The organism is Cobetia sp. PDI-12MA, from assembly GCF_059507695.1.
This window is the reverse complement of sequence record NZ_CM183351.1, coordinates 2,479,267-2,502,166: the sequence shown is the minus strand read 5'-3', so window position 1 is coordinate 2,502,166 and position 22,900 is coordinate 2,479,267. Positions and strand designations below refer to the sequence as shown.

17 protein-coding genes are annotated in these 22,900 nt (G+C 60.9%); 13 read left to right on the top strand and 4 right to left on the bottom strand.

The annotated features are described in order from the left end of the window. Positions 1–152 precede the first annotated feature (152 nt). Complete coding sequence (locus AC5WNI_RS10680) at positions 153–3,659, top strand: DEAD/DEAH box helicase (protein ID WP_286989437.1); 3,507 nt, start codon at positions 153–155, stop codon at positions 3,657–3,659. Positions 3,660–3,744: 85 nt separating this feature from the next. Here AC5WNI_RS10680 and AC5WNI_RS10675 read toward each other — a convergent pair whose 3' ends face one another. The 4 genes from AC5WNI_RS10675 to AC5WNI_RS10660 all read right to left on the bottom strand — a co-directional run bounded on the left by AC5WNI_RS10675 (position 3,745) and on the right by AC5WNI_RS10660 (position 10,805). Further along, a complete protein-coding gene (locus tag AC5WNI_RS10675) occupies positions 3,745–6,333 on the bottom strand; it encodes a site-specific integrase (RefSeq protein ID WP_213115092.1) in 2,589 nt (862 codons plus the stop codon). A gap of 107 nt (positions 6,334–6,440) precedes the next feature. After that, entirely contained in the window at positions 6,441–8,891 is a 2,451-nt protein-coding gene (locus tag AC5WNI_RS10670; RefSeq protein ID WP_286989440.1) for a hypothetical protein, read from the bottom strand. Next, the gene (locus AC5WNI_RS10665; protein WP_286989442.1) at positions 8,888–9,697 is read right to left on the bottom strand and encodes a hypothetical protein; all 810 of its coding nucleotides are present in this window, start codon (positions 9,695–9,697) and stop codon (positions 8,888–8,890) included. The genes AC5WNI_RS10670 and AC5WNI_RS10665 overlap by 4 nt, the downstream gene beginning before the upstream one ends. Before the next feature lie 115 nt (positions 9,698–9,812). Continuing rightward, a complete protein-coding gene (locus AC5WNI_RS10660; RefSeq protein WP_286989443.1) occupies positions 9,813–10,805 on the bottom strand; it encodes a site-specific integrase in 993 nt (330 codons plus the stop codon). A 650-nt stretch (positions 10,806–11,455) separates the two neighbouring features. Between AC5WNI_RS10660 and urtA the strand changes: the two genes are divergently transcribed. From urtA to ureG, 12 genes are all read left to right on the top strand, one after another. Then, on the top strand, positions 11,456–12,730 hold the full coding sequence (gene urtA / locus AC5WNI_RS10655) for an urea ABC transporter substrate-binding protein (protein WP_215824586.1): 1,275 nt from the start codon (positions 11,456–11,458) through the stop codon (positions 12,728–12,730). A gap of 135 nt (positions 12,731–12,865) precedes the next feature. Next, positions 12,866–14,503, top strand: a complete 1,638-nt coding sequence (urtB, locus tag AC5WNI_RS10650) for an urea ABC transporter permease subunit UrtB (protein WP_287021045.1) — start codon at positions 12,866–12,868, stop codon at positions 14,501–14,503. A gap of 3 nt (positions 14,504–14,506) precedes the next feature. Then, complete coding sequence (urtC, locus tag AC5WNI_RS10645; RefSeq protein ID WP_286989445.1) at positions 14,507–15,676, top strand: urea ABC transporter permease subunit UrtC; 1,170 nt, start codon at positions 14,507–14,509, stop codon at positions 15,674–15,676. Continuing rightward, entirely contained in the window at positions 15,673–16,500 is an 828-nt protein-coding gene (gene urtD / locus AC5WNI_RS10640) for an urea ABC transporter ATP-binding protein UrtD (RefSeq protein WP_495928436.1), read from the top strand. The genes urtC and urtD overlap by 4 nt, the downstream gene beginning before the upstream one ends. A 47-nt stretch (positions 16,501–16,547) precedes the next feature. Continuing rightward, positions 16,548–17,291, top strand: a complete 744-nt coding sequence (gene urtE, locus AC5WNI_RS10635) for an urea ABC transporter ATP-binding subunit UrtE (RefSeq protein WP_286989450.1) — start codon at positions 16,548–16,550, stop codon at positions 17,289–17,291. 11 nt (positions 17,292–17,302) lie between these two features. Further along, positions 17,303–18,226 (top strand): urease accessory protein UreD, encoded by a 924-nt coding sequence (locus AC5WNI_RS10630; RefSeq protein WP_287021044.1) that lies wholly within the window; start codon positions 17,303–17,305, stop codon positions 18,224–18,226. Between the two features lie 40 nt (positions 18,227–18,266). After that, positions 18,267–18,569 (top strand): urease subunit gamma, encoded by a 303-nt coding sequence (gene ureA, locus AC5WNI_RS10625; protein WP_024952521.1) that lies wholly within the window; start codon positions 18,267–18,269, stop codon positions 18,567–18,569. Between the two features lie 11 nt (positions 18,570–18,580). Beyond that, positions 18,581–18,910, top strand: a complete 330-nt coding sequence (locus AC5WNI_RS10620) for an urease subunit beta (RefSeq protein WP_287021043.1) — start codon at positions 18,581–18,583, stop codon at positions 18,908–18,910. A gap of 158 nt (positions 18,911–19,068) precedes the next feature. Beyond that, complete coding sequence (ureC, locus tag AC5WNI_RS10615) at positions 19,069–20,772, top strand: urease subunit alpha (protein ID WP_347420932.1); 1,704 nt, start codon at positions 19,069–19,071, stop codon at positions 20,770–20,772. A gap of 48 nt (positions 20,773–20,820) precedes the next feature. Next, the gene (locus AC5WNI_RS10610; protein WP_287021041.1) at positions 20,821–21,459 is read left to right on the top strand and encodes an urease accessory protein UreE; all 639 of its coding nucleotides are present in this window, start codon (positions 20,821–20,823) and stop codon (positions 21,457–21,459) included. Further along, entirely contained in the window at positions 21,449–22,150 is a 702-nt protein-coding gene (locus tag AC5WNI_RS10605; protein WP_287021040.1) for an urease accessory protein UreF, read from the top strand. The genes AC5WNI_RS10610 and AC5WNI_RS10605 overlap by 11 nt, the downstream gene beginning before the upstream one ends. A gap of 81 nt (positions 22,151–22,231) precedes the next feature. Beyond that, the gene (gene ureG, locus AC5WNI_RS10600; protein WP_107336429.1) at positions 22,232–22,870 is read left to right on the top strand and encodes an urease accessory protein UreG; all 639 of its coding nucleotides are present in this window, start codon (positions 22,232–22,234) and stop codon (positions 22,868–22,870) included. The last annotated feature ends 30 nt before the right edge of the window (positions 22,871–22,900 follow it).

The window sequence follows — 22,900 nt, the reverse complement described above, 5'->3', positions numbered from 1 at the left end:
TTCTCTGGCTATCGGAGCAAGCCCCTTTGCATAGAGGTTTGCTTCGGTCCATGAGGCTTGTTAGGCCTGCCCTATGGCGGCGAATCCGTCTGGTTTACTAGCAGTCCCGTAATTTGCTCCAATATCGTCATATTTCTATGGAGAGTGCCGCTGTGGCAGCCACTGGTTTGAGTAATGCATCGTTCGCCTTGAATATCGCACTCCTTCAGCATGGATGGCGTGATGAGTTTGATGCAGGCACCTTGGAGCGTGGTCTGCGTTACGCGCGCCAGCAGCGAGTGGATGAGCAGTGGCAGGTAGAGTTGGATGAGAAGGGTGGTTTGACGCTTTCTGGCGATGTCGCGGGCAGTCTGGGCACCCCTTATCGCACGATGATCATGTTGGCTCCTGTGGGTACTCGGCACCAGATGCGAACAGCTTGTAGTTGTCCGGTGGGCAGTACCTGCAAGCACGCAGTCGCATTGATCGATACCTTCCTGAGTAGCGGCCCTTTGGGAAAAGCCCTGGAGGTTCCTGACACGCTTGAGCCCGACGAAGTGGAGCAAGCGCCGTCACTTCAGGCGGCGAAACGTGAGTGGACAATCTGGCTGCAACATCACAGTCAAGCCCCGGCGGTGCCGTCAGCCGTCCAAGTAGGTGCCAACCACCGTCTCGGGTTGTTCCTTGATGTGCAGTCCGGCCACAGGGGGCTTCCCGCGCTGACGGTGCAGCCGGTGTGGTTGAGGCCCTCCAAGAGCAAGACGCAGCTTGATCGATGGGTCTCGCCAGTGAAAGTTGAAGTCTCTCACGTGGGGGAGTTGTCACCTGTTCCTGCAATGGGATGGCAGCCGGCGCAGGAGGAGGCCATCGAGCAGTTATTGCATGGCAGCAAAGATTCGCAATGGTACTTTCCTGGGCAATCCAAAGGTTTGACGTTGAACAAGGCATTCCAGGCGAAAGCGCTCTGGTCCCTGCTGGCAAGCGATGCCTCCCCCTTGCTTTTCCATCAGAAGCAGACGGGCCCACAGCTTGGTATTGGGCCGACCTGCCGTATCGCCCCGACCTGGCAGATGGATGAGCAGGGTGTGCAGCGGCTGCAGATGTCCACGATACCTGAAGATATCTTGTCTCCCGCGGCTATCGTAGCCAGTGTCGGCAAGTCGCTTTGTTATCTTGACCCTCAAAATAAGCAGTTTGGCCCTCTGGAGGGGGATGTTGAGCTTTGGCGCCAACTCCAGCACGTTCCCGCGTTACCGCCGGAAGTGAGCGAGTGGTTGACCTCTCGCCTCCAGAATGTCTCGGGGCTGGCAGCCCAAGTCCCCTCTCCGAGAACCCTCGTGGAAACAACGCTCGAGGATGTGAAACCCAAGCTGAAGATCACCATGTGTGTCGCACAGGCACGTCTGCCAACGCGCCGCCATGTCTGGAACGAAACTCCTATTCGGTTGGGCGCTGGTGTCGTGAGCCTGAGCTATGCCGGTATCGAGATACCCCCAGAGGAGGGAGAGGTGGCCCAGGGGCTGCGCGATGGGCAGCGTTTGACGATACCACGTGATCAACAGGCGGAAATCGCGCTGATTCGCGCCATTCCGCCAGGCATGGTCACGTTGGAAGAACTCGCCGCGCACCACGATGTACCGGATGGGTTGGAGTTGCCCTCGTGGAGCTTGCTGCTGCCGATAGATAGGCAGGTGCCAGAAAATGCGGCGGAATGGAGGACCTGTCTTTCTGCTCCTGAGGAATGGTGGGACATGATCCTGCAATTACGTCAGGCGGGATGTGTGGTCGAGTTCAGTGACGACTTCCCGCAAGAGCCCGAATATCTATCGCCAGACAACTGGTATGGAGCGCTCGAGTCCGCCGAGAACGGCTGGTTCGATCTTGCGTTGGGCGTTGAGGTGGAGAATGAATCCTTCAATCTGCTCCCCATTCTGCGTCAACTCATTCAGCGCGAAGACTTTCCGTTGACGCCGGAGGAGGATGAGGAAGCGGGGGCAAGCTGGGTAGTACACCTGCCGGATAACCGTCGGCTGGTGCTTCCACTTGCCAAGCTACGTGCCTGGTTGGCTCCCTTGATGGACTGGCTTCACGATAGCGAGGCACCCACAAGCGCACTTCGTGTGCCATTGACCTCCATCGATCAGCTGGCCCCCTTGGCAGATCATGAGCGCTGGGTGGGGCGAGAGGATGCCGTGGCCCTTGCCCAACGATTGCGTGAGCTTCCTGATAAATTGCCAGCCCCTGACGGTTTCCAGGGTGAATTGCGCGATTATCAGGCGCGAGGACTAGCCTGGTTGCGATTCCTCTCGGAGTTGAGTACTGGCGGTATTCTGGCCGATGACATGGGGCTTGGAAAAACCATCCAGATCCTTGCACACGTGCTCGATGAGCGTTCGCGAGGGGAGCTGCGCGGGCCTGTCATGGTGGTGGCCCCGACAAGTCTCGTCGGTAACTGGTGCGCCGAAGCGGCTCGATTTGCGCCGACACTGAGCGTGCTGGCGCTTCAGGGAGCCAAGGCCAGCCGTCGTGAGCAGATCGATACTGTTGTCGCCAATGTGGATCTCGTCATCACGACATACCCCCTCCTGGTGCGAGATATTGAGCATCTGTGCGAGCAGCACTTCGGTATCGTGGTACTGGATGAGGCCCAAGCCATCAAGAATGCTGCCAGTCAGACCGCGCGTACCGTACGCAGGCTCAATGCAGATCGCATGATCGCGATGACCGGAACGCCATTGGAAAACCACCTGGGTGAGTTATGGGCGCAATTGGATGTTGCTGCACCAGGCGCCTTGGGAAGCCAGCAGTGGTTTGGTCGGCATTTTCGTACCCCTATCGAGAAACATGCTGACGACGCTGTGAGTCAACGACTTTCTCGTCGTATCTCGCCACTCATCCTCCGGCGTACCAAACAGCAAGTCCTCAATGAATTGCCGGACAAAACGGAGACTCAGCGAGACGTCACGCTGACCGGTGCGCAGCGAGAGCTTTATGAGAGTCTTCGACTGACACAGCATCAACGGGTCAAGGAGGCGATCGAGACACGCGGGCTGGCAGCCTCCGGCATCGTGATGCTGGATGCGCTGTTGAAATTACGCCAGGTGTGCTGTGACCCACGGCTTGTCAAACATCAAAGTGCGGCGACGGTTCAGCGCTCAGCCAAACTGGAGGCGCTACGTGAACTGTTGCCATCATTGGTCGAGGACGGTCGGCGTATCCTCATCTTCTCGCAATTTACGGAAATGCTTGAATTGATCGGGGGAGCACTGGAGCGGGAGGGGATTTCTCACTTGACTCTCACAGGGCAGACGCCCGGGGCAGTGCGAACCGAGCGTGTGGCGCAATTTCAGCGTGGCGAGGTACCCGTATTCCTGATCAGCCTCAAGGCAGGGGGGACTGGGCTCAATCTCACGACGGCAGATACGGTCATCCACTACGACCCCTGGTGGAATCCTGCCGTAGAGGCCCAAGCCACCGGGCGTGCTCATCGAATGGGCCAGACGAATCCGGTGTTTGTCTACAAGCTGGTTTGTGCAGGAACTGTTGAGGAACGCATCCTGGAGCTGCAGTCTCGCAAGGCGGATCTTGCCGCATCAGTACTGGAAGGGGGAAGCGGGCGTCAGGAGGAGGGGCCCCTGTTTGATGAGGAGGATCTGGCCTTGTTGTTTGCTCCGGTGTGATCCCGATATGGCCCCCCCCCCCCGTTGGGGCATGGCAAGGCGGTTGCCTATTGGGGGGAGAGGCGTTGAGTCAGGCCATGGCACCTCATGTTACTGGGGCTACCCAGGGTGTGATCGCCCGGGTGTACTCACTGGCGCGCCGCATGGCCTGCCGGTGCAGGTATTCCAGACTATGGGCATAGTGCGTCAATGTCTGTTCCGGGGTGCGGTGGCCGATCCAGACGGCAAGTTGATACAACAACATGCCGCGATCCTGACTGTCCTGTCCGGCATAGCCTCGAACCCCCTTCAGAAAGCGTTTCAGGGGCGCTTTTTGCAGTCCCCAGGAGCCGTGCTCCTGCAAGTCGTCGAGTATGTCACGGTTCTGCGCCGCCTCAAGACGAATCAGCCACCAACTGACCGCTGCATGGCGCAACGAGTGAAAATCGATGGCACTCCCCAGCACACTTCGCATAGTGTCGATTGCCGGAGCGATCAGGCCGGCATGATTGAATGCCTGACAACTCTCGCTCGGGCCGAACAGCGCGATATCAGAGAGGGCTGTCGAGGGGAAGCATCGCCGTCGATATACCCACCATGCTGCCAACATTTCAATATCGCCGAAGAATGTCAGAAGGTGCAGGGGAAGTACGCGCCGCGCTGAAGGCGTCTTTCCGGCGTGAATATAAACGCGACACTCAATCTCCGGCAATGACTTCAGAAGTTCACGCAACTTCACGTGTAGGGTATCTCTCTCATGTGGTGAGGGAGGTGAGAATCCCGTATCAGGTAGCGCCTTTGTGGGCTCGGCCGGGCAGTGGTCCTCCAACCACTGCTCGAGCGAAAAGGTGCCCTGAGGACATTCGATGCGAATGTCCCGTAGCGTCAGGGCGCAGACCTCGCTGGCGCGCATCCCCCCGTGGAAGCCCAGCGCGATGCTGAGCCACTGCATGGTGGCATCAGGTGTTGCATCGGGTACTGCGAGAAGATGAGTACGTACCTTTTCCATCTGTCTCAGGGTGGCGAAATGAATTCGTTTGGCGCTGGGGGTCTTGTGATTGCCTGATATCGGCGGCTCCACGTCCAGCAATACTCCCATGCTGTGCATGAAGCGGATGAGCTGCCCCATATTGCCAAGAAAGCTGTGTGTCGTGCTGGCTGACCACCCCATGTCGCGTGGCACGCACCAGCACATTTCCTGGGCACTGTCGTTGTCCCACTCCTGAATGTCGATCGACAAGGTGTAGTCCGCCATCGCCATCGGCAAGCTGCGAGAAAGATAGGTGTGCAGCGAACTGACGCGCAGCATGCGAGTCACGCGCAGATCATGCAGCCAATAGAGCACCATGACCGGGTAGCTATGGCGGATGCCCATGAGTCTTGTGAGGCGTCTGCTTGTCTCGAGCAGCAGCGCCTCCAGACGCTTCTTGACCCTTTCGTCACTTGTCTTGCGAAGATGATCAGAGGAAATGACCCCGATCCATTGCTTGAGGATGCGTCTCGCCGACGGAAGCCAGTCTATCTGCCAGGAATCCTGGGTCATCAAGCGCTGCCCCGGAGGTTGTGTCAATACGGTTGAGTGGGGGGTAGCGTTCGTTTCTGATGCCTTGGTCGCGAAAAGATCCATGGCGCTCACCGAGTCGTCATCCGCCATGGGTTCCTGCTGATGGTAGCCGGAATCAATAGCCATGACCGTGCTGACCGGTGGAGCCTCGAGCCGAGCGAAGTAGGAGTGGGGCTCATAAAGCCCATGCGCGCTGCTGTAGGGAATCGGATAGCGACTGAACTGGCTGACCCAGTAGCCGGGCAATCCCCCCAGGACTGCCGCATGAGGCAATGCGCTCAGCAAGGTGGTCAGCTTAAGCCTTCGGCGTTCCTCGGTTGTCATGGGCAGTGTGGTGATCAGGGAGGCCAGCTCCTGTCTCATGCGACCCTTGACGATGCGAATCCGTTCGGGAATCGAGAGGGACTGGTCTTCTGGCCTCTCGGCCAATAACCACTCGTCCTTGGCTGTGGTGGGTTTTCTGGCTCTCAATGTCTTGAGCGCAGTCGTCAGTGTCGACTCCAATGGCAGACGGTAGGCCGTCATGTGAGGCGACATGACCGTCGACGGTGCCGCGTGAGCGGGGATCCAGACCCACTCATTGGGGGCGTTGCGATCGCTCTCGAAGTGACGACGCGTCAGGCAGGCCAATGTGACCAGAATCACCTGTTGGCCCAACCCTGCACGCACACCGAGCTCTACGGCAGCGCGCAACAGCGGAAAGCCAGTCCCGGGTTGACGTAGCGCGCGGATGATCGGCAAGACCCTGGTCGCGCGGTCCAGAGCTTTGGCCTCCATTGGTAGCACGCTTTTGCGCCGGGCCTGTGTGGGCCACTGTGGCAGCATCGCCACGACTCCCGGGCTTTGGTTGACTTCCTCCAGAAAGCGGCCGATGACGCGGTAAGCTTCACGGGGCCTTATCGGCCGGCGATGATGCACCTTTCTCCATCGAATCAGTTCCGTGACCATTGCCTTGGCTTGCGTATGGTTGAGGTACAGCATCATGCTTCCGGCCTCTGCCGGCATATCGTTGGCCGGTTGGCGCTTGGCGTGACGCTCGATCCAGTACAGCAGGTGCAGGCTTTGCTGGCGTTGCGTGCCTTTGACTCGATCAAGTCGGCGTTCCTCCCAGCGCGACCATAGCTCTTGCATGTGGTGGGTGCTCATGAGCTTTAGGTGCAAGTCAGGGTCGAGCTTGGCCAGTGATCGGATTCCTGACGTCTCCCTTGCAGGTGCAAGGTAAAACTTCCCATCTCTACTCATGGCAAATCCTTGAGAGGTATCACCTTGATTCGCAACTCATCGGACAACTCCCCCAAGAGGCGTTGCATCTCCGGCGGTAGGCAGATGTTGCTGGCATAGGGGGCATGGCGCTGCTGGCCGCGTTTGACATGGCCCAGCAGCATATCCAGCGTGTTCGCTTGCATTCGCCCATCGAGTATCTGGGCGACGAAATGACGTGGCGCGTTATCGGGAAGTGCCAGCAGGGTAGCGAGTGCACTGCGTGACGCGGCTGTCAGTGATGGCGCTTGATGATGTGTGCTGATCCAGCCTCGGATGTGGGTCTGCTGGCAAGGCTTTGCGGTCAGATTGAGGCTGGCCTGGCGTCTTGACCACCACATGGTCAGTGCCTGCTCGTCTTCTGGCCATGACAGCCAGGTCCCGCCATTTCGTGGCCAGTGCTGCCGCCAGGAGGCCTGCCATGCCTGCAGGGTATCGAGATTCTGGCAAACCGGGAGAGGCAACGGGATGACCCGGCTTTCTCTGTAGAGACCTGAATCCTTGTCAGCGACCCACAGCAGGCGTCCACGCCGAGACATTTGCGTAGTGGCACCTGGTGGACGAAGTCCTGCCGTCAGCTGGACTCCCATGAGTACGTAGCAGCAAAGCGCACTGTTGAGCTCGATCAAGGCCGAGCAGTCCTCAGGTGAAGGGGTTCGGCCACGGACAGCAATGGGAAAGTCGGAAAGACCCTTTTGGACCAGATCATGCAAGCCCTTCAGTGCCTCCCTGGCAGTGTGGAGCGAAAGTGTCATGCTCGAGCCCAAGGTCGTGATGGCGTGTGCATTCCTGGGCGGCAGTGTCGTGTTCATCGGTGTCGCGATCCCCCACCAGGCCAGAGACGTGTTCATGAGACGCTGCAGTTCACGTAGGGACGTCTTGCGGTAAGCGGCAGGCGCTGCTGTTTTCAGGCTGAGCTCCCCGTGAAGCCACTCCGCTTCGATATCGGTATTCGCCATGCCGAGAAGGTGATGACGTGCGGCTCTGGCCACGCGCTGGGCCGTGGGAGTCGTGCCTGTGTGCGTTGCCATGTGTTGCCTGAGCTGGCGGTTGAGCACCGCCAGGCTCTTGGTCAGAGGCTGAGTTGTCGCTTCGCTCAATTGATTGAGGGGTATCGCGAGGGCGTCCGGTAGGCGCAGAGGCAGGGGTGGGCTTTTTGACGGTGCATGAATGACAGGAACGTAGAGTGTGTTGCTTTCGGGGACCCACTGCAGTGATCGATTCCGCGACATCGTCGCAGTGCAGAGCAGTGTCTCCTGCTCGACACCCGTCACACGGAGCTGACTGAGACGTTCGGGGGCAATACCTGTTGCGAGCACAAGTTGCACCAGCAGTCTGGCATCAGGCGGTAAAGGTAATGTCAGTATTCTTCGGATCTGCCCTTGAGTGGTGGCGAAATTCGACAGACTTCCCAGACTCTGTGCGATAGAGGTTTGCTGACGTTTGCGCGCGATCACCCTGCAATCTTCCGGTGTCAACAGGGTGTCTCCCTTGTGATGAAAGGGCGCTTCCACTTCTTCTTGTGGCTGAGAGATCTTGTCTGGTTCGAGACTGGTATCAACGTCCTCGTTGTCGTCCGAGAGTCGTGCGGTACCGAGTGTCTCAGGTAGTTCAGGGCTGGAGGCAACCGATGAAAAGTCGCGCTTGAATGAGTCTTGAAAAAAGACGGAGCGTTGCGGGAGCCGCTTCGCGTAGGGCGCGCGACGAGTCCCGATGGGCAGGTAACCAGAGAGCAGTTCCTGGGCCAGCTGCAATTGGTCATACAGCCTGGGGTTGCCGTTTTTCAGCCACGGGATATGTTTACAGGCGCTGAGTAACGAGAGATTGGCAGAACGATGCCACGCAATCGGGTGCTGCCAAAGTGGCAGCATGTACTTCAATGCGATATGTAGGGTCGATAAATGTTGATAATAGAGATTGCAATCGACAGAAGGCCCCGAGTGGTAGCCGGCCATGTCGCGCAAGGCAAGACGAATCAATCGGCGATTGTGCTCGATGGGGGATGGCTCGCCATAGCCTGGCAAGAGTTCGAAAGCGTTTGTTGAGGTCGTGTCATGGCGCGCGAGCTGTATTGCCTCTTTGGCGATATTGGTTCGCACCATGGAGGGGGCGAATTTATCGGGAAAGGTCAGCTGACTATGCAGTGGGTGGCTCTGACGAATCGCCTGTAATGGTCCCGGCGCAAGAGGGAGTCTCCTCAGGAGTTTGTTGATGAGGTCGAGCAATTCAGGATCATTGTCATCCGCTGCCTGAATATGAGCGGATATCCAGAGATCCGCCTGACTACATGGGGGAAGATTACAGTGAAGAAACGGCCATAAGCGCGTTTCCTCCGCAGCCGACAATACCACGTCATCTAATTGTTCTTCCCACTGATGAAGGATGGTTTCGGGGAGCCATGTCTTGCTTTCGGGAATATCAAGCATCATGACGATGGGCTCTCCGACTCATCCCACGGGTTGCCAAACAGATCGCCTGTCGTTTTGAGTACATGCGACTGTCGGGTGCGTGGTGGGGCTGGCCGCGTAGTGTCTTTAGCGGTGCCTGATGCTGCTTGCCACCGAGTGGGTGGAGTCGGCTTGGGTGCCTGGGGAGTGAGGGGCACTGATGTTGGCGCCGCTTTTTGTGCCTCGTTGTCCTTGCTTGTCTCGAGGGAGAGTGGCTCTGAGGCTCCGCGATCGTCGTCGAGACTCTGCTGGCCTTTGGGACTGTGGGCACGTTGCAGCGTGCTCTTCGCCCAGCGGCCCTGGGTCAGGATCATGAGACTCTTGATATCCAGGGTGGGTTTCGATAACCCGAACACGATACGGGCCAACTTCTCTTCCAGCCCAGGTTTTTCATTGAGCTGCTTGATGAATGTACGGGCTTCCATCACGTGTGTGGTATTGAAAAGCTCTTGGGGCAGTACCTCTGACAAATAGCGCAACACCTCCAGCTCCTCGTGGGTGAGAGATTCACGCTCCACCTCAAACACCTTGAGGGAACGAAAGTTCTCGAGAGATGATCCTATGAGTTGTCGCAGGAGCATGCCATGGGTGAGCAGTTCGGTGTGGCCCTGGGCTCCGACAAGCACGATGGGGAGGTGGCTGAGCAGCAGCCCCTTGTGTGAAGGGGCCTTGCCTTTGCGAGGAGGCTGAAGGTAGATGAGATCGCCAAGAGAGCGTCGTGAAAGATTTCGTATCTTGCCCGGGATGGAAAAGTCAGCCTCGGGCAGGGGCGTGTAGGTATCGGTCATGAGCTGTCCCTTGCGTCTTATTAATTATCTAATCCTTATAGTAGGATAAATATCACCTCGTTGGTGCCTTGGAAAGTGCTGCCATCCTTGGCAGCGTCCTATATGGGCTGAGCTATCAGAAGAGGTCATTGCCCGGGTCATGCATGTCATCCGCCAGTCGAATGTAGCGTTCGAAGGTTTTCTGATCACGATGCCCGCTGATGCGCTTTATCTGTTGATCGCTTTTCCCACGAAGATGCGCTTCGGTAATGAAGCCGGCACGAAAGCTGTGGGTGGTGAACTTTTCTGCACTGAGGTTGGCGCGCTGTAACGCCTTCTTGAGTAGATTGCCGAACGTGACGGGGTGCATTCTGCCGGCCCCCACTCGATCTGCCTGATCGATGGAACGATACAGCGCACCTCGACGAATGCCACTCCAGGCAAGCCAAGCCTCCAGTAACGTCACTGGGCAGCAACGCCCGCCGGCTGGATTGCGGGGGAGCGTCTTCTGTTCGATCCGTCCGCTTTGATTGGTTTTGCTGTGGCGCAACGTGATCACGATACCGGCATCACGCCATTCGATATCCTCTCGGTAGAGCGCGACGACCTCACTTGCGCGAAACGCCCCGTAGAAGCACAGGCAGAACATGCTGGCATCACGTAGATCTCGGGGAGCATCGAGGTCCAGAGCTTGCAACAGCTGTTGCAAATGATGGAGCCGCAAAGCGGGGGCCTGGCGCTGTCGTCCATCACTCTTGCGATGAATCCCCTTCAATACCCCTTTCACTTCCAGGCTCAGCGTGGGCGAGGGCAACTGCATATAGACATGCCAGGTACCCAGCGAGCTGGCGTGACGAGAAATCGTGGCAGGCTTGCGTCCTTTGGCATGCATCTCCGCCAGATAGTTGGCGACCTGATGGGAAGTGGCGGGGAGTGAGTAGCCGGCTTTCAAGAAGCCCCGGATATCTGATCGAAATGCCAGGATGGTGTTCTTTGCCATGCTGTCAGCCAGTAGCCGTCTCGCGGCGCGTGACAATTGCATGTTGCCTGTCAGCTCATGGCTCTGCTCTTTCCCGAGCCATGGCGTGACTTCGCTCGGTAAGCGTCCCGGTTCCTTTTCAAGCGACATGCTCACCTCCTGATGGTGTCAATCCATCGAAGTCAGAGGGTGTTATCCAGCACGGGGCGTTTTCACGCCTGGATGAATACCGGTATGGCAATGGGATGGTCATGAAGCACCTCGGTTGATCAGTAGTGTGGGGCGTCGACGCTGTGACGCCTGTGACTTGCGCTGTTGTTCGCAAGTCCCACCTACGCTATCGGGCTTCGTGCTTCAGGGAAGGCGATCTGCAACGGCCTGACGGCCGCACTCCTGCAGTCTGTATGTCAGAAGTCGCTGTCCTCATAGAGAGGGGAAGGGCTGTTAAAAAGGGGTTGATTTCGCAGAGACATCATGTGGACGGAAAGTCTGTCGAATTCGATATGCACCAGTACGCAACAATAAAACCAGTCTAAGAAGCACTGTGAAACAGAGGCTTATATAAGGATTTTATAAAAAGCTCACCATATTGGTGCGCTTTTAGCATGAAGGAGATTTTGTTGCTCTGTTTCGGTGCGCTTGAGGTGCGCGCGCATCTCTCCACAAGCGCGATACAAGGATGATGTCTCAATAACGGGGCGATTGATCACGGGCTGGCACATCGATTGCAGTACCTCAGTCGGGACAACAAGTACAACAAGACACGAGGGAATGTCGTGAACAAGAAAATCGCTGCCGCAATGCTATCCGCCTGTGTCGGTTTCTCGCTGGCCAATGTCGCTCAGGCAGAAGAGGGGCCGATCAAGGTCGGCATCCTGCATTCACTGTCCGGCACCATGGCGATCAGTGAATCGACACTGAAAGACACCATGCTGATGCTGATCGAGAAGCAGAACGAGCAGGGCGGGCTGTTGGGACGCAAGTTGGAGCCTGTCGTGGTCGACCCGGCTTCCAACTGGCCGCTGTTCGCCGAGAAGGCGCGTGAGCTGCTGGCACAGGACAAGGTCGACGTGATCTTCGGCAACTGGACATCCGTCTCGCGCAAGTCGGTGCTGCCGGTGGTCGAGGAGCTCAATGGTCTGCTGTTCTATCCGGTGCAGTATGAGGGCGAGGAGTCCTCGGAGAACGTCTTCTACACCGGAGCGGCGCCCAATCAGCAGGCGATTCCGGCAGTGGATTATCTGATGAACGATGTAGGCGTGGAGCGTTGGGTGCTGGCGGGCACGGATTATGTCTATCCGCGTACCACCAACAAGATCCTGGCCGCCTACCTCAAGTCGAAGGGCGTGGCGGACGAGGATGTGATGGTCAATTACACCCCCTTCGGCCATTCCAACTGGCAGTCCATTGTCTCGGACATCAAGTCATTCGGCAGTGCCGGCAAGAAGACGGCCGTGGTGTCCACCATCAATGGCGATGCCAATGTGCCGTTCTATCGTGAGCTGGCCAACCAGGGCATCAATGCCGAGGACATCCCGGTGGTGGCCTTCTCGGTGGGCGAGCAGGAGCTATCGGGCATCGATACCGCGCCGCTGGTCGGCCACCTGGCCGCCTGGAACTACTTCATGAGCGTGGACAGTGACACCAACTACGACTTCATCGATGAGTGGATCGATTACACCGGCAAGGAAGATGCGGTCACCAATGACCCGATGGAAGCCCACTACATCGGCTTCAACATGTGGATGGAAGCCGCTCGCAAGGCCGGCAGCGTCGAGGTCGATGCGGTCAAGGACGCCATCATCGGTGTCTCGGTGCCCAACCTGACCGGCGGCTACGCCACCATGATGCCCAATCATCACATCACCAAGCCGGTGCTGATCGGCGAGATCCAGGACAACGGCCAGTTCTCCGTCGTCTGGCAGACCCCGTCCACCGTGGCAGGCGATGCCTGGTCGGACTATCTGGAAGGTTCCAAGGACCTGATCAGTGACTGGCGCAAGCCGATGGAATGCGGCAACTACAATGTCGTGACCCATTCCTGTGGGGCTCAACAGAGCGTTGCGGCGCAATGATGCGTAGCACGTTCTGAGAGCGAGGCGGCGTGCAGGCTCACCTGCATGCCGCCTTGTTGAGTGTCAGCCTCCGAGGTCACGATGCCCGCGGAGACTGACGACGCCTTTGCGCGTTAACCATGGATGGCCTTCTTGATGTCTATCTCCGTTGCAACGATGTACCGCGGGTGCTGGCAGTGGATGCTGCTGGTCTGTCTGCTGTCATTCCCCCTGTTTGCTGCTGCCCAGTCCGAGTCTGCGCGCCTGTCTGACGGCGCTGCCCAATCCCTGTTGACCCGGCTCGCCGAGGCACGCAACCCGGCCAAGCCGGCCGTGATCGATGAGATCGCCATGAGCGGCGATGTGCGTGCACGTGGCTGGCTGGAAGCCTTTTCTGCCAGCAAGCTGGCTCGCCTCAAGGACGCCGAGCGCTTCTTGATCATCGACAACAATCGCGGCCGCGAATGGGCCGTTTCCGACGCCCTGTCGGGAGAATCGGCGGGCAAGGTCTCGCGCCGCGACTTAAAGACGCTGCGCAGCAACAACTCGCTGCGTGGGCATATCGATGGCGTGCTGTCGATGATCGATCTGTCTTCGCCGGATGCCGAGGTCAGACTCGCGGCGGCGCGCGGCCTGCGCGGCAGTGTCGATGAAGCCATGGCCGAGCGGTTGCCGAGCCTGATCGAGCAGGAAGGCGATGACGCTATCCGCGCCACTCTCGAGGAGGGGCTCGCCATCCAGCAGCTGGAAGCCAATGGCGACCCCGCAGCGCTGGACACACTGTCCGGCAGCCTGAACGCCGCCGCGATCGCCGCCATCAATGGCGCCGCGGCGAGTGATGATCCGCAGCTGGCCCAGGCCGCCAAGGTGGCGCTGGCCGGTATCGAGCAGAAGCTGCAGCTCAACAGCGGGCTCGCGACACTTTATTTCGGCCTCTCGCTGGGCTCGGTACTGGTGCTGGCCGCCATCGGGCTTGCCATCACCTTCGGTGTCATGGGCGTGATCAACATGGCGCATGGCGAATTGATCATGCTGGGCGCCTACACCACCTGGGGCATGCAGCAGCTATTGCCCGGGCAGCCGGGGCTGGCGCTGCTGCTGTCGATTCCGGCGGGATTTCTGGTCGCGGCGGCGGTGGGCGTCATCATCGAGCGCAGCGTCATCCAGCACCTCAAGGGGCGTCCGCTGGAGACCTTGCTGGCCACCTTCGGCATCAGCCTGATCCTGCAGCAGCTGGTGCGTACCACCATCTCGCCCCTGAATCGCATCGTGGTCACGCCGGAGTGGATGAGTGGCTCGCTGATGATCAACGAGGCGCTGTCACTGACGCTCAATCGCCTCTACATCATCGGCTTCGCACTGTTCGTGTTCGCCGGTCTGATGCTGATCATGCGCCGCACCCGTCTCGGCCTTGAAGTACGTGCGGTGACCCAGAACCGTGCCATGGCGCGTTCGATGGGCATCAAGGCGACCCGCGTCGACATCATGACCTTCGCGCTGGGCTCCGGTGTGGCCGGCCTGGCCGGTGTCGCGCTCTCCCAGATCACCAACGTCGGGCCGAACCTGGGCCAGAACTACATCATCGATTCCTTCATGGTCGTGGTGTTCGGCGGGGTCGGCAATCTGTGGGGCACGCTGGTGGCCGGCATGTCGCTGGGGCTGCTCAATCAGTTCCTCGAGCCCTGGGCGGGCGCGGTTCTCGCCAAGATCGTGGTGCTGGTCTTCATCATCCTGTTCATTCAAAAGCGCCCGCGGGGACTCTTCCCGCAGAAGGGCCGCGCCGCGGAGGGTTGATCCATGCCTGATTCACGTTCCTGGCTGGCGCGCCCCTTCACGGAGCGCTCCACCCAGATCTTCCTCGCGGTGCTGACGCTGTCGGTGCTCGCCATCACGCTGCTGCATGTGCTGCTGCCCGAGGGGCATCCGCTGCATGTCAGCACCTTCACCGTCACCCTGCTGGGCAAGTACCTGTGCTATGCGCTGCTGGCGGTGGCGGTGGATCTCGTCTGGGGCTACCTGGGCATTCTCAGCCTGGGGCACGGCGCCTTCTTCGCGCTGGGCGGTTACGCCATGGGCATGTATCTGATGCGCGAGATCGGTGACCGCGGCGTCTATGGCAATCCGGAACTGCCGGACTTCATGGTCTTCCTCAACTGGCAGGAGCTGCCGTGGTTCTGGCAGGGCTTCGACATGCCCGGCTTCGCCTTCCTGATGGTGCTGCTGGCGCCGGGGCTGCTGGCGCTGGTGTTCGGCTTCCTCGCCTTCCGCTCCCGCGTCACCGGCGTCTATCTCTCGATCATCACCCAGGCGCTGACCTTTGCCTTGATGCTGGCGTTCTTCCGCAACGAGATGGGCTTCGGTGGCAACAACGGCCTGACCGACTTCAAGGACATTCTCGGCTTCGATCTGCGCACGGATGCGGTGCGCATCGCGCTGTTCATCGCCAGTGGTGTGGCGCTGGGGCTCGGCTATCTGCTGTGTCGTGGCATCGTCGGTTCCAAGCTGGGGCGGCTGAGCATCGCCTGTCGCGACGCCGAGGCGCGCACGCGCTTTCTGGGTTACCGCGTCGAACGTGTCCAGCTGTTCATCTTCGTGGTCTCGGCGATGCTGGCCGGGGTCGCGGGAGCGCTGTACGTGCCGCAGGTCGGCATCATCAATCCCGGCGAGTTCTCGCCGCTGTTCTCCATCGAGGTGGTGGTGTGGGTGGCGCTGGGTGGCCGCGCGACGCTCTACGGCGCCGTGCTGGGCGCGCTGATCGTCAACTACGCCAAGACGGTATTCACCGGCATCATGCCGGACGCCTGGCTGTTCGCCCTCGGCGGCCTGTTCGTGCTGGTCACCGTGCTGTTGCCCAAGGGCATCGCTGGCCTCTTTGCCCAGCGTGGCTGGGGCAGCCGCTCGCAGTCGTCCAACGCGAAGAGCGAATCGGCATCCGGTTCCCGCCCCATCGAGGAGGCCACCGCATGAGCCTGTTGAAAGAGATGGCCACGCGTGACCGCGTGTTCGACTTCCTGACCCCGCGCATCTCGCCGGTGGACGTGACCCACGGGCCGATCCTCTATCTGGAGGATGTCAGTGTCAGCTTCGATGGCTTCAAGGCGATCAATGACCTCAACCTGACCATCGACGATGGCGAGCTGCGCTGCATCATCGGCCCCAACGGCGCGGGCAAGACCACGATGATGGACATCATCACCGGCAAGACGCGCCCCGACAGTGGCTCGGTGTGGTTCGGCAGCCGGCACGATCTGCTGCGCATGAGTGAGCCCGAGATCGCCACCTTGGGCATCGGGCGCAAGTTCCAGAAGCCCACCGTCTTCGAGGCGCTCAGCGTGTTCGAGAATCTCGAACTGGCCATGGCCACCGACAAGCGCATCTTTCCGACGCTGGCCGCGCGCATGAGCGGTGAGACCCGCGCCAGGATCGAGGAGGTGCTCGAGACGATTCACCTCAAGGAGTGGCATGCGCGCGAGGCGGGCATCCTGTCCCACGGCCAGAAGCAGTGGCTGGAGATCGGCATGTTGCTGATGCAGAAGCCGCGGCTGCTGCTGGTCGATGAACCGGTGGCCGGCATGACCGAGCAGGAGATGGAGCGCACCGCGGAGCTGCTGACCAGTCTGGCGGGGCGCCAGTCGGTGGTGCTGGTCGAGCATGACATGGGCTTCGTGCGCTCCATCGCGCGCAAGGTCACGGTATTGCATCAGGGCGCGGTGTTGGCGGAAGGCAGCATGGATGCGGTATCGAGCGACCCGAAAGTCGTCGAGGTCTACCTGGGAGAGAGTGACGGATGACGCAAGCGCTGAACACCAAGGCACCGATGCCGAGCGGCGAGTCGCCGCTGCTGACCATCGACACGCTCAACCAGTTCTATGGGGAAAGCCACACGCTGTGGGACCTGACGCTGGAGATTCCCGTTGGGCAATGCACCTGCGTGATGGGCCGTAACGGCGTCGGCAAGACCACGCTGATGAAATGCATCATGGGCGAGGAGAGCGTCCGTGACGGCAAGCTTCTGTACCGCGCCGATGCCAGTGGCAGCGATTCCAGTCGCGATGCCAGCAGCAATGAGCCTCTTGATCTGACGCGGCGCAAGCTCGAGGAGCGTGCGCGGCTGGGTGTCGGCTACGTCCCCCAGGGGCGGCAGATCTTCCCGATGATGACGGTGGAAGAGAATTTGCGCACCGGGCTTGCTGTGCGTCGCGATGGCCTGCGCCAGATTCCCGAGCGCATCTATGAGCTATTCCCCGTGCTCAAGGAGATGCGTCACCGGCGCGGGGGTGATCTCTCTGGCGGCCAGCAGCAACAGCTCGCCATCGGTCGCGCATTGGTGATTGAACCGCGCCTGCTGATCCTCGATGAGCCCGGTGAGGGCATCCAGCCCAATATCGTCGCGCAGATAGGCGAGGTCATCCGCCGCCTGATCAAGGAAGACGGCCTGACGGTACTGCTGGTCGAGCAGAAGCTGCCCTTCGCGCGCAAGTACGCTGATCGCTTCGTGATCATGGATCGCGGCCGGCGGGTAGCCGAAGGCGAGATCGCGGCGCTGTCCGATGAACTGATCAAGCAGCACCTGACCGTATGACGATCCGGTGCGTGATTCCCGTTGATGGCGCGACGGATGCCGCGCGCAGTGAGGCCAATGCCTCCGGCCATCGCTTCGATGACCAGCGCCAGTGGCAGGCCGCGCTGGCGCTGCGGTTCGAGGCGGATGCGCGCGACACCAGTGATTCCGGTCGCGCCATCACCCGCCTGACGCGCAGACGCCATCATGGCCCGCTGCGCGTGCAGCGCCCGTTCTATCCCGAGGGCCGCCACGGCTGCTGCCACGTCTATCTGCTGCATCCCCCCGGTGGGCTGGTCAGCGGCGATGCGCTGCAGATCGAGGCCGAGGTGGAGGAGGGCGCGCATGTGCTGTTGACCACGCCGGCGGCGGCCAAGCTCTACAAGGCCGACCGCAACGGTGTGGCCTGGGGCCAGCATACGCATCTCAAGGTCGCCGACGGGGCCACCCTGGAATGGCTGCCCCAGGAGACGCTGGCCTTCAATGGCTCGCGCGGCGAGCAGACCACCACCCTCGAGCTTGCCGGCTCTGCGCGCTGCCTGGGCTGGGAAGTGCTGGCGCTGGGGCGCCCGGTCGGCGAGCTGCCCTTCGTCAGCGGCCATCTCGAACAACGCTTTCGCCTGACCCGCGACGGCAAGCCAGTGTGGATCGAGCGCCAGTCGCTGGACCCGCTGCATCCGCGCTTCACCGGGCGCTGGGGGCAGGGCGGCTGCAGTGTGCAGGCGACGCTGTGGGCGGTCGGGCTCGAGGATGAGGCGGCGGCCATCGAGGCCCTGCGTGAGGCGCTACCTGCCTCCCCGCGCTGGGCGGTTACCCGCCGCGAAGGCGTACTGCTGCTGCGCTATCTGGGCCATGAACGCAACGAGGCCTGGGCGCTGTGCCAGCAGGCATGGCAGCTCCTGCGCCCCCTGATGACGGGGCTTGAGGCACAGGTGCCACGTATCTGGCTGACCTGATCTCGAAAGCCCACTGAATGACAACCACAAGAGCCACGACATGGAACTGACGCCAAGAGACAAGGACAAGCTGTTGCTGTTCACCGCAGCGCTGCTGGCGGAACGCCGCAAGGCCAAGGGCCTCAAGCTCAACTACCCGGAATCCATCGCCTTGATCAGCGCCGAGATTCTGGAGGGCGCCCGCGAAGGCTTGAGCGTGGCCGAGCTGATGGGGCGCGGCGCGGAGGTGCTGACCCGTGACGACGTGATGGAAGGCATCGCCGAGATGATTCCCGAAGTGCAGGTCGAGGCGACCTTCCCGGATGGCACCAAGCTGGTGACCGTTCACAACCCCATCGTGTGAGGCGAGCAATCATGATTCCCGGTGAATACCTGGTGGCGGACGGCGAGATCTCTCTTTGCGAAGACCGTCTGCTCACCACGCTCTCGGTCGGCAATACCGGCGACCGACCGATCCAGATCGGCTCGCACTATCACTTTGCCGAGGCCAATCCGGCGCTGGTGTTTGATCGCGAGGCCGCCCTCGGGCAGCGCCTGGACATCGCCGCCGGCACGGCGATTCGCTTCGAACCGGGGCAGACGCGTGACGTCACGCTGATTCCCTTCGCCGGCAGTCGTCATATCTATGGCTTCCGCGGCGAGGTGATGGGGCAACTCAAGGATGACGGCAGTGTCGAGCGCTGAGCGAGCGATGCCTCTCACGACAAGGCGTCAGGCAATGGCGCTGACAGGCATTCAGTTCGGAGCACACCTGGCATCAGCAGTTCAGAAACTGCGGCTTAGCAACTGCAGCTCAAAAGCGTTGGCTTAGAAGCTGTGGCTCAGGGATCAAGAGGCAACCCATGAAGATAACGCGACAGGCCTATGCCGACATGTACGGCCCGACCACCGGGGACCGCGTGCGTCTGGGCGATACGGCGCTGTGGATCGAGGTGGAGAAGGATTTCACCCACTACGGGGAAGAAGTGAAGTTCGGCGGTGGCAAGGTGATCCGCGATGGCATGGGTCAGAGCCAGCGCGCCGATGACAGCGTGATGGATACCGTGATCACCAATGCGCTGATTCTGGACTGGTGGGGCATCGTCAAGGCGGATGTCGGCCTCAAGGCCGGGCGCATCGCGGCCATCGGCAAGGCGGGCAACCCCGACACCCAGCCCGATGTGGATATCGTGATCGGCCCGGGCACCGAGATCATCGCCGGTGAGGGCAAGATTCTCACCGCTGGTGGAGTCGATCCGCACATCCACTTCATCTGCCCTCAGCAGGTGGAAGAGGCGCTGATGAGCGGCATCACCACCATGCTCGGCGGCGGCACCGGGCCTGCCACCGGCACCAATGCCACTACCTGTACGCCGGGGCCGTGGCATATCGGCAAGATGCTGCAGGCGGTGGACAGCCTGCCGATGAACATCGGCTTTCTCGGCAAGGGCAATGCCTCGCTGCCACAGGGGCTGGAGCAGCAGATCGAGGCCGGCGTGATCGGCCTCAAGCTTCATGAGGACTGGGGCACGTCGCCGGCCTCCATCGACAACTGTCTGACCGTCGCCGATGCCTATGACGTGCAGGTGGCGATCCATACCGACACCCTGAACGAGTCGGGCTTCGTCGAGGACACCCTGGCGGCCTTCAAGGACCGCTGCATCCACACCTTCCACACCGAAGGCGCCGGTGGCGGCCATGCCCCGGACATCATCACCGCCTGCTCGCGGCCCAACGTGCTGCCGTCTTCCACCAACCCGACGCGCCCCTACACCATCAACACGGTGGATGAGCATCTCGACATGCTGATGGTCTGCCACCACCTGGACCCGAGCATCCCCGAGGATGTGGCCTTCGCCGATTCGCGCATTCGCCGCGAGACCATCGCCGCCGAGGACATCCTGCATGATCTGGGTGTCATCTCGATGATGTCCTCGGATTCCCAGGCGATGGGCCGTGTGGGCGAGGTGATCTGCCGCACCTGGCAGACCGCGCACAAGATGCGCGAGCAGCGCGGCCTGCTGGCGGAGGATGCCGAGCGCGGCACCGACAACTTCCGCGCACGCCGCTATATCGCCAAGTACACCATCAACTCGGCCATTACCCACGGCATCGCCCATGAAGTCGGCTCCATCGAGGTCGGCAAGCTGGCGGATCTGGTGCTGTGGTCACCGGCGTTCTTTGGCGTCAAACCGGCCTGCATTCTCAAGGGCGGCATGATCGCCGCCGCGCCGATGGGCGACCCGAATGCCTCGATTCCCACGCCGCAGCCAGTGCATTACCGCCCGATGTTCGGCGCCTTCGGCAAGGCGGCCAGCGCCACGCGCCTGACCTTCGTCTCTCAGGCGGCACTCAAGGCCGGTGTCGGCGAGGCCCTCGGACTCGACAGCCCGTTGTCCGCCTGTCGCGACGTACGCCAGGTGCGCAAGCGTGACATGAAACTCAACGATGCCTGCCCGGAGCTCAAGGTCGACCCCGAAACCTACGAAGTCTTCGCCGACGGTGAACTTCTGACCTGTGAGCCTGCCACCGAGCTGCCGCTGGCCCAGCGCTATCACCTGTTCTGAGGGCCTGTTTCAAGTGCCTGTTCTGATTCCCTATTCGAGAATGACGCCATGATGGAACTGATACATCGCCTGCCAGACGCCAGTGGATCAGGCGACCCAGCGAGCGCTCACACCGAGGCGGAGCCTCTGGATACCTTGACTCTGCCGCTGGAGCTGCGCATTCGTGGGCGGCTGCGTGCTACCACGGACGGCGGGCGCGAGGTCGGCCTGTTTCTGGATCGCGGACCGGTGCTGCGTGACGGCGATCGGCTGGCCTCGCGCGAGGGCGAGGTGATCCGCATCCGCGCCGCGGATGAGCCGGTAGTGACTGCCCACATCGCCGCCGGGCGTCCGATGGCGGCGCTCTGCTATCACCTGGGCAATCGCCATGTGCAGCTGGCGATCGGCATGCATACGCCTGACGCTGATGCTGAAGCCAAGGACGAAACCGGCTGGGTGCGCTTCCCGCCGGACCACGTGCTGGAAGCGCTGGCCGAGCGACTGGGGGCGACCCTCACTCATCACGAGGCACCCTTTGATCCTGAGCCGGGCGCCTATGCCCAGGCGGGGCAAGCGCATTCCCATGCTCACAGCCATGACCATAGCCACGATCATGGTCAGCCACATGACCATGAGCACAGCCACGGTCATTCTCACAGCCACGGTCATTCTCACAGCCACACTCATGAGCACACGCATGAGCACTGATGCCATGGCGGGCCTGCCGGCTCAGGAGGACCTGGCACTACTGGGGCTCCTGCAGCTGGTGAGTCCGGCCTTGCCCATCGGCGCCTTTGCCTGGTCCCAGGGGCTGGAAAGTGCCTTCGAACTTGGGTGGGTCACTCAGGAGCAGGAGCTTGGCGAATGGATCGACGGCGTGCTGGAAGACGGGCTCGGCCGTTGCGAACTGCCGTTGCTGGTGCGCCTGCAGCAGGCATGGGCCGAGGAGGATGCGTCGGCGCTCAATGAGTGGGATGGCTGGCTCAAGGCGACACGCGAAACCGCCGAACTCAGCGATGAGGACGCGCGTCTCGGGGCGGCGCTGCTGCGCCTGCTCAGAAGTCTCGAGCTCGAACCGCCAGTGGCGCTGATGCCCCAGGCACCCGGCTACGTCACGGTGTTCGCCTGGGTGGCGCATCAGCGTGGGGTGCCGCCGCGCCAGACCTTGATCGGCTTCGCCTGGGCCTGGCTCGAGAATCAGCTGGCGGTGGCCTGCAAAGCCATGCCATTGGGGCACACCGCCGCCCAACGCCTGACCGAGCAGCTGCGCCCCCGCGTGGTGGAAATCGTCGCGCAGGCGCTTGAGCGTTTGGATGGTGAGCTTGGCCCGATATTGCCGGGGCTGGCGCTCGCCTCCGCCCAGCACGAAACCCAATATTCCCGTCTGTTCAGGAGTTGAGCCAAGACCGCCTGTCTTGAGGCGGCGGCGCCTGAACCGACCGACATGAACGTCTGATATCTCACGAGAAAGGAAGCTGCCATGAAGCATTGTCTACGCGTAGGAGTGGGTGGGCCGGTGGGCTCCGGCAAGACGGCGCTGTTGCGCCAGCTGTGTCTGGCCCTGCGCGATCATTACGACATCGGGGTGGTCACCAATGACATCTACACCCGCGAAGATGCCGATTTCCTGCTGCGACATGAAGCACTGGAGGCGGACCGTATCCTCGGGGTCGAGACTGGCGGCTGTCCGCATACCGCGATTCGCGAGGATGCCTCGATGAATCTGGCGGCCATTGATGATCTCCAGGCCCGCCATCCGGACATGGAGCTGGTGCTGGTGGAATCCGGCGGCGACAACCTGTCCGCGACCTTCAGCCCCGAGCTTTCCGATCTTACCCTCTATGTGATCGATGTCTCGGCAGGCGACAAGATTCCGCGCAAGGGCGGGCCGGGCATCACCAAGTCGGATCTTCTGATCATCAACAAGATCGACATCGCCGAGCAGGTGCATGCCTCCCTCGAAGTGATGGATCGCGATTCGCGCAAGATGCGCGGTGAGCGGCCCTTCGTGTTCGCCAATCTGTATGACGGTGTCGGGCTGGAAGAGATCATCGCCTTCATTCTGGATCGCGGCATGTTGCCGGAGCGTCGCCCGCAAAAGCTGGCGGCACAGGCCTGACGGCGCAGCGTTTTCTACCACTTCTCTACG